General features: G+C 54.7%; 1 protein-coding gene. It reads right to left on the bottom strand.

Annotated features, from left to right (window positions below; translation table 11 throughout):
* Nucleotides 1–58: 58 nt before the first annotated feature.
* On the bottom strand, nucleotides 59–553 hold the full coding sequence (locus AAY72_RS05495) for a GNAT family N-acetyltransferase (RefSeq protein ID WP_008983359.1): 495 nt from the start codon (nucleotides 551–553) through the stop codon (nucleotides 59–61).
* Nucleotides 554–611: the final 58 nt, after the last annotated feature.

Below are 611 nucleotides of genomic sequence, written 5' to 3'. Positions count from 1 at the left end.
GCGCGCCATGCCCGGCGCACGAATAAAAAAACCGCCCACCGGCGGTTTTTTGTTGCCCTTAAGCCGTATTTCGTAGCCGCGACATCACCAGCGCACTGATATAGTTGCCGTATTGATAGGCATAATCGGCCAGTTCAGCCTCAACTTCAAAGCCAAAACGTTCATACAGTGCAATCGCCGACTCGTTACTGCTGTAGACCAACAGCTCCACCCTGCGCAGGGCCAACCAGTTATCGGCTAAATCCAGCGCGGCACGTAACAAGGCCGAACCAATACCCTGCCCCTGAAATGGCTCAGCAACGCCCATGCCAATCTCCGCTACATGCCGTCGCCGTGGATTTTGCATCACCTGTAACCCAAGCTGCCCCACCACCTGGCCTTCGAGCTCAGCCACCAGATTATAAAAACCCGGCTGCGGCTCAAACAGACTCTGCCACTTCGCTTGCGGTTGAAACGGCAGCTGCAACGTATTGGCATAGACGCTGGGTTGGTCATAGATGGCTTTGACAGCGGCTAAATCGGCTGGCTCGGCATGGCGGATCACAGGTGGCATAAGGTTTCTCCCTGAAGTACATTGATATACTAAGTTTGCGATCGAGTAGGAGGCGGGA

It is taken from the genome of Alishewanella sp. WH16-1 (assembly GCF_001441695.1).
Taxonomy (GTDB): Bacteria; Pseudomonadota; Gammaproteobacteria; order Enterobacterales; family Alteromonadaceae; genus Alishewanella; species Alishewanella agri.
The sequence above is the reverse complement of the archived record's forward strand: the minus strand, read 5'-3'. Positions and strand labels throughout refer to the sequence as shown.